This window comes from Rhodopseudomonas sp. AAP120 (assembly GCF_001295845.1).
Taxonomy (GTDB): Bacteria; Pseudomonadota; Alphaproteobacteria; order Rhizobiales; family Xanthobacteraceae; genus Rhodopseudomonas.
Genome location: NZ_LJIC01000077.1, coordinates 1 through 7,023, shown reverse-complemented (window position 1 = coordinate 7,023; position 7,023 = coordinate 1). Strand labels below are relative to the sequence as shown.

At 63.3% G+C, this 7,023-nt stretch carries 5 protein-coding genes; 1 reads left to right on the top strand and 4 read right to left on the bottom strand.

Going from position 1 to position 7,023, the window contains the following annotated elements:
- Positions 1-112 precede the first annotated feature (112 nt).
- Together smc and IP86_RS13930 are read right to left on the bottom strand one after the other, a co-directional pair.
- Positions 113-3,577, bottom strand: coding sequence for a chromosome segregation protein SMC (gene smc, locus IP86_RS13935; RefSeq protein ID WP_054163139.1), 3,465 nt, complete (start codon positions 3,575-3,577; stop codon positions 113-115).
- 267 nt (positions 3,578-3,844) lie between these two features.
- Positions 3,845-5,620 carry a GmrSD restriction endonuclease domain-containing protein gene (locus IP86_RS13930; RefSeq protein ID WP_054163138.1) on the bottom strand — a complete coding sequence of 592 codons (1,776 nt, stop codon included), beginning with the start codon at positions 5,618-5,620 and terminating at the stop codon, positions 3,845-3,847.
- 41 nt (positions 5,621-5,661) lie between these two features.
- Here IP86_RS13930 and IP86_RS13925 point away from each other — a divergent pair, with 41 nt between their 5' ends.
- Positions 5,662-6,012, top strand: coding sequence for a DUF2442 domain-containing protein (locus IP86_RS13925; RefSeq protein WP_245290617.1), 351 nt, complete (start codon positions 5,662-5,664; stop codon positions 6,010-6,012).
- Positions 6,013-6,060: 48 nt separating this feature from the next.
- Here IP86_RS13925 and IP86_RS13920 read toward each other — a convergent pair whose 3' ends face one another.
- Both IP86_RS13920 and IP86_RS13915 read right to left on the bottom strand, forming a co-directional pair.
- Positions 6,061-6,453 (bottom strand): type II toxin-antitoxin system VapC family toxin, encoded by a 393-nt coding sequence (locus tag IP86_RS13920; RefSeq protein WP_082363997.1) that lies wholly within the window; start codon positions 6,451-6,453, stop codon positions 6,061-6,063.
- Complete coding sequence (locus tag IP86_RS13915; protein ID WP_054163137.1) at positions 6,450-6,680, bottom strand: FitA-like ribbon-helix-helix domain-containing protein; 231 nt, start codon at positions 6,678-6,680, stop codon at positions 6,450-6,452. Before IP86_RS13915 ends, IP86_RS13920 begins: the two co-directional genes overlap by 4 nt.
- Positions 6,681-7,023: the final 343 nt, after the last annotated feature.

Below are 7,023 nucleotides of genomic sequence, written 5' to 3'. Positions count from 1 at the left end.
CCGGCCTCCGCTTCGCTCGGCCGACCCTCCCCGCAAGGGGGAGGGGGGCTAGCAGCGCCTCGCGCAACAACAAGAAAGCTGGATCTCACTGTGCGCGTTGTACGCCAAATGATCACGCCACGTTCTGATCCAGAATATCCACCGCGCCCTGCAGGTCGACCGACACCAGCTGCGACACGCCACGCTCCGCCATGGTGACGCCGAACAGGCGGTTCATGCGGGCCATGGTGATCGGGTTGTGGGTAATGATGATGAAGCGGGTTTCGGTGGTCTCGCGCATCTCCTGCAACAGGTCGCAGAAGCGCTCGACGTTGTGGTCGTCGAGCGGCGCGTCGACTTCGTCCAGCACGCAGATCGGCGACGGGTTGGTGAGGAACACCGCGAAGATCAGCGCCATCGCGGTCAGCGCCTGCTCGCCGCCCGACAGCAGCGACAGCGACTGCGGCTTCTTGCCCGGCGGCTTGGCGATGATTTCGAGGCCGGCTTCGAGCGGATCGTCGCTCTCGATCAGCTTCAGCTCGGCCTCACCGCCGCCGAACAGCGTGGTGAACAGCCGCTTGAAGTGACCGTTGACGACCTCGAACGACGCCAAGAGGCGCTCGCGCGCTTCCTTGTTGAGGCTCTGGATGCCGGTGCGCAGCTTCTTGATCGCTTCGACCAAATCGTCGCGCTCGGCCGCCAGCGAGCCGTGCTGGCCCTCGACCTCGTTGAGTTCCTCTTCGGCGCGCAGGTTGACGGCGCCGAGCCGCTCGCGGTCGCGGCGCAGCTTTTCCAGGTCGGCTTCGATCTCCGCCAGCGGCGGCAGCGTTGCGCCTTCCTGGATCTCGGCCAGCGAGGCGACCGCCTGCGGCTCGATCTCCAGCATGTCGCGGATCTCGCGCTCGACATCTTCGAGCCGGCGCCGCGCCGCTTCCATGCGCTCCTCGGCGCGGGCGCAGGCTTCGCGGGCGCTGGAGAGTTGTTCGAGCGACGATCGCGCCGCGCGGTCGGTGTCGGCCATCGCGGCTTCGGCCTCGGCCAGCGCATCGGCGGCGGTGCGGCGGTCGGCTTCGGCGTATTCGATCTCGGTGATGATCGCGCTGCGCTTCTCGGCGAACACGGTCGGCGCGTTGTCGAGCTCGGCGCGCTCGGCGGTCAGCTCGGCGACGCGCTCCTCGACGGTGGCGATCTGCGACGCCGCGCTCTGCTTGCGCCGGGTCCATTCGTTGCGCTCGGCGACGATCGCCTGCAGCCGCTTGTCGGCCAGTTCGGCCTCGCGCGCCAGCGCCTGCGCCTCGGCGCGCACCTGCGCGGCGTTGCGGCGATGCATGTCGATCTCGCCGCGTACCGCCGCGAGCCGCTGCTCGGCATCGTCGTTGGGCGACAGATCGCCCAGCGCGTTCTCAGCCGACTCCAAGGCCATCTCGGCCTCGGTGCGGTCGCTGGCGAGGCGCGACTGCGCTTCGGCGAGCGCCGATTTGCGCGCGGCGTGGCGGTTGACCTCGCGCTCGGCGGCGGCGAGGCGCTCGCGCGCCGCATCGGCCTCGCGGCGGGCGCCGCGCAGATTTTCGCGCGACGCGGTCTCGGCCGCGGCGGCGCTGCGCAGCTCGGCCTCGGCCATTTCCAGCGCCTGGCGCTTGGCCGAGGCGTCGATCTTGGCCTGCTCCAGTTCGTTCTCGATGTCGACCAGGCGGGCGCGCTCGGCGAGGCGACGCGCGGCGCCGGTCGGCGCATGCGCCGAGGCGACAAAACCGTCCCAGCGCCAGACGTCGCCGTCGAGCGACACCAGCCGCTGCCCGGTCTTGAGCTGGCCGACCAGTTCGCCGCCGCGCTCCTTGGCGACGACGCCGATCTGCGCCAGGCGCCGCGCCAGCTCCGGCGGGGCGGTGACGTGTTGGCTCAGCGGCTCGACACCCTCGGGCAGTGCCGGATCGCCGTCCTGCACGCCGATATCGGTCCAGCGCATCGGCGACGACGGATCGACCGGCGCGTCGAGATCGTCGCCCAGCACGGCGCCGATCGCCTTCTCGTAGCCCTTCGCAGCCGTGATGCCGTCGATGATCGGCGGCCACAGATTCTTGGTCTCGCCGTTGAGGATCTTGCTGATCGTCTTGGCTTCGGTCTCGAGCCGCTGCACCCGCTTGTCGGCTTCGGTCAGCGGGCTGCGCGAGCCGTCGAGCTTCTGCCGGGCGGCGACGTGCGCGGCCTCGGCATGCTGCACGGCGCCTTCCAGCTCGGCGATCGTCTCCTGCGCCATCGCCACGGCTTCGGCGAGTTCGTCGACATTGCCGGCGCCGCCGGTCTCCTGCGTCAGCCGGTCGATCTCGCTCTCGACGTTCTTGATCTCGGTGTCGAGCCGGCCGAGCCGGTCGCGATGGCTGCGCACCGCCTGCTCGAACTGATTGCGCCGCGCGGTCAGCTCGGCGAGCTGGGTGGTGAGTTCGGCGAACAGCCGCTCGGCTTCGCCCAGCGCCGCCTCGGCCTCGCCGACGCGCTCGTCGACGCCGCTGCGCTTCTCGACCCGCTCCAGAATCTCTTCACGCAGCTCGACGTCCTCGATCTGCAGCCGCTCCAGCGCCTCGTCGGCGTCAACCGCCTGCTGCTGCTCGCGCGCGACGTCGGAGGAGAATTGCGCCAGCCGGCGCTCCAGTTCGACGACGCGCTCCCTGGCGCGGGCTTCCTCGCGGTCGAGCAATTCGCGGGCATTGGTCAGCCGCTGCAGGCCGGCAGCGGCGCGGGCCTCGGCCTCGCGCAGGCCCGGCAGCGTCGAGGCGCGGTCGGCCTGGATGCGGGAGGCTTCGGCCTGCTCGCGGGTGCGTTCGGCGAGTTCGCGGACGCTGAGATCGTGCACCTGCGCGGCGGCGCCGACTTCGGCCTGCGCGTCGCACCAGCGCAGGTGATACAGCGTCGCCTCGGTCTTACGCACCTTGGCGGCGACCTCGCGGAAGCGGATCGCCTGGCGCGCCTGCTTCTTCAGTCCGTCGACCTGGGTCGACAATTGCCCGATCACGTCCTCGACGCGGGTCAAATTGGTTTCGGCCGCCTTGAGCCGCAGCTCGGCCTCGTGGCGGCGGGCGTGCAGGCCGGCGACGCCGGCGGCGTCTTCCAGCACGCGGCGGCGCTGTTCGGGTTTGGCCTGGATAATTTCGCCGATCTTGCCCTGGTGGACCAGCGCCGGCGAACGCGCGCCGGTGGCGGCGTCGGCGAACAAGAGCTGCACGTCGCGGGCGCGGACTTCGCGGCCGTTGATGCGATATTGCGAGCCGGCCTCGCGCTCGATCCGGCGCGAAATATCCAGCGTGTCGGAATCGTTCAGCGCCGCCGGCGCGGTGCGGGCCGAATTGTCGAGCGACATCACCACTTCGGCGTGGTTGCGCGCCGGGCGGTTACCGGAGCCGGCGAAGATCACCGCGTCCATGTCGGTGGCGCGCAGCGATTTGTGCGAGGTCTCGCCCATCGCCCAGCGCAGCGCCTCGACCAGATTGGACTTGCCGCAACCGTTGGGCCCGACCACGCCGGTCAGACCCGGCTCGATCATGAAGTCGGTGGGCTCGACGAACGACTTGAAGCCGTGAAGGCGGAGACGCGTGAGTTTCATCTGGTCCGATGCTCAATGGGCCGGTTATCGGCCGGCGCAGGCGAATCTCTCAAGCCGGACAATACCATAGGCAGTCCGACCGGTCGCGACTCGCGCGCAGCCGGCAGCGGCGGTAGCCGGCGACAATGACGAGGCGGAACAGCCGCCGCAACCGCGGAACCGGGCTTTTCCACGGGGGGATTTGGGGGGAAGGGGAGAGAAAGGTGGGGATTCCGCCAAGCCTGCTTGTCGCGCTTCCGTCACCTCAAGACAAAGTCTCCAATAGAGTTATCCGGTGAACCGGCTCACGAGTCCTGCGATTTGCTTTGCGTTCGTAGCCAATGCCGTAGAGTCTCCATCGCGCCAGTAGAGTTCGTCTCCAACGTACGAGAGTTCAGCCTGGGGAGGGATATTGATAACAATAATCCCTAGGCCGTAGAACGAATTAAAGTCCATGTTAGAGAGGACGTCGTCGCGGAGTTTCTCAGTTAGCTTCGACTTTCGAATTTGATCCTTCCATTTTGAGAAGTACTTCTCTGGCGAAATTCCGAGGCGAGCAGCCTCGCGATAGACGCCCACGACGTAACGCTTTCCGATCTTCTTTGGCTCTATATTGTCAATCTTCTTGATCTTTTCAGCGTCGGTCTTTTTGTCGGTTATCCCAATCAGAATCTTGCCGGCCACGCTAGGCCCGATATTCGCGATCGCGCAAATCGTTCGGATGACTTTATCGATTAAAGCGGTATCCTCCGTTGCTCCTTCCTTCAGGAACAGGATTCCTTGCTTGAGCTCGTAGTTAGCAAGTTCGATCTCAGATCTGCGAATAATGCCCTCGATATCTATCGCGGTATGATTGCAGTAAATCTCTTCCGCGATATCAGAATCGACAAAATTCTTGCTGATAAGCCCCTTGATTGTGTCGATGTTCTTGCGTCGTTCGTCAGGGCTAGTCGCCTTTCTTCCCGTCTCGATGCGGCTCGATAGCCCGGTGAGAGAAGCCTTTAGCCCCTTAAAGTCTGAGACCGCCTTCTTTCCTTCGATGATCGTTTCGTGGAATGCGATCAGGAGAGCCGCAAAAACCGATGGAAACGCATTCGTGTTCGTCTTAGTGAAGATCAGATTTCTTAGCTTTGAGTTGGGGTCTGTTTCACAGACTTTCAGAATTTCTTGTACGCAGAATTTGATTTCGTCAGACACTTTATTAGCGCCGTAAACCTCAAGCGCGCTGAGGACTGATTCTGATGGAACGGAGCCCTTCTCGTAGATTTCATCAAGGGCGTCCTTTGAACGTTCAATTGGATCACCTTGGACGATGCAAGCGATTATGTCTGCTATACATTGTTCGTCCAAGCTGTCGCGTAAATCAGTTGATCGCAAAATGCCTTGATTGACCCAGAATACTTCGTCCGCCTTCACTTCGTACCCGTGATTGGCCATAGGGGAGTCGATGCTTATCGATGGCATCGATTGCAGTTTAAGAACGTCGGAGGATACATCTCCTCGAAAGGAGCTGGAAAGTTCTCGTACCAGAGTCGAGAATTCGTTTTGAACGCCAGCCTGTCGTCGCTCTTGATCGCTCAGACGATGACCGTAAGTATTAATGCGATCGAATACGTCATTTACTTCTTCGTCTTTCGCGTTCCTCATGACAGAGAGTGCTAGGGAATAGTCCAGTATGGTGGTGACATCCTTGGCGGATATTAGTTCTGCAGCTTCTTTGATCTCAAAGGCCCCTTCCGCTGCGGCGGTCTTCGCGGTTGGGAACTGCGTCACGTCGAAGTATTTACCCTCTGCCAAAGGGAATGAGTTTTCAATAAACGAAACTATCGAATGAAGTCGCTGCAGGCCGTCGATAATCTCATACGTGCCGGGTGCTCCATCCCGCTCTGCTAAAAGAATCGCGGGTACGGGATACTTTTTCAGCAAGGATTCGATTAGCTTCTGCTTCTCTATCAACGTCCAGACGAGCTTTCGCTGATATCGACGGTTCACGAAGAGCTTACCCTCGCGGTACCAGCCATAAACGGTCTGAACGGATGTTGGTTGGGAAGCCAGTTCGGCCATTGGTGAATACCTTTCACTGTCTTAAGGACAATCGATAGTAGATGGTTGACGACTTTTCCACTCTTCTTCGTCGCGTTTCCCCGAATTTCGCGTGGTTCGCTATCTGCGACCGCGGCTCGGCGAGCTCGAAGGCAAATGGCATGAGCACTTTGGAAATTGACGTCGGCGATTTGCGGCCCCTCGCGGTTGATTTTACGGCCGAGGAATTGGTGGTGACGCTCACCGACGGCCGCCGCATCGCGACGCCGCTTGCCTGGTATCCCCGGCTGTCTAGCGCCAGTGCCGAGGCACGCGCGAAGTATGAATTGATGCCGATGGGCATCCACTGGCCCGACCTCGACGAGGACCTCGGCATCGCCGGCATGTTACGCGGCCGCCGCGCGGCGTTCTGACAACATCCGGACAGGGGACATTGATCGGACTGGTTCTGCCCGCGAGGTCTAAACTATTTCGACCCGCGCATGATGTCCGGCGGCTGCGGCGAGGCGTTTGTCGCGCGTGAGCAGCGGGACGTCGAGCGCTTCGGCCAGCGCCACATAGGCGGCGTCGTAGGCGGTCAGATTATGGCGCAACTGCCAGATCCGCGGCAGCAAGACCTCGTGCGGATAGCGTTGCACCGGCGTATCGGCAAAATCGACCAGGGCCGCGCGACCGCGCTCGCCGTCGATCTCTCCGATCGCGGCGTATCGTCGGAGCACGTGGGCGACTTCCACATCGAGCAGGTGAGGGGCGTGGAGCGTTTCGGGCTGCGTGAACAGCCGATCCTCCAAGGCCCGGGCCGCCGGCGTGCGCATCAGGACCTCGATCAGCACCGAGGCGTCGACGACGATCACGCGCGGTCGCGCTCGGCGCGCAAGATGTCGGCCGGCGCCACCGACGGCGTGATTTCCGTTCGGCTGTGCAGCCGCGCCCGCAATTCATCGAGAGTCGGCCGCTCGGCGACTTGGCGGATTTCGCCGAGCAGATAATCGGACAGCGACATCCCGGCGAGCGCCGCGCGCGACTTGAGCCTGCGGTGCAGCTCATCGGGCACGTTGCGAATTTGAACCATCGTGGGCATGTGGAGAAGCTAGAAACATGTGCTGCGCATGTCAATATGGCTGGCTGTGGCGCGTCACGCTATTCCTTAACTGACCCCGGTGACTGACTCCACGATGGTGCGGGCTGATGGACCATCGTCCCACTATAAGTCGCTCGACAAAATTCCTAGAAGGACTATAGTCCCTTTCATCCTGTCCGTGAGGGGCGCTTCGCGAGGCGTCGGTCAGCGGGACAGATCGACGGGTCGGGCAACCGGTCCGGAACGATGGCCCGGCGAAGCCGACATGTGTGTCGGCGAAGTCGGGCGGATGCGGCGTCCGCGCCTCGTGCCTCGCACGCACGGGTCCCGGGCGGCGTCGGGA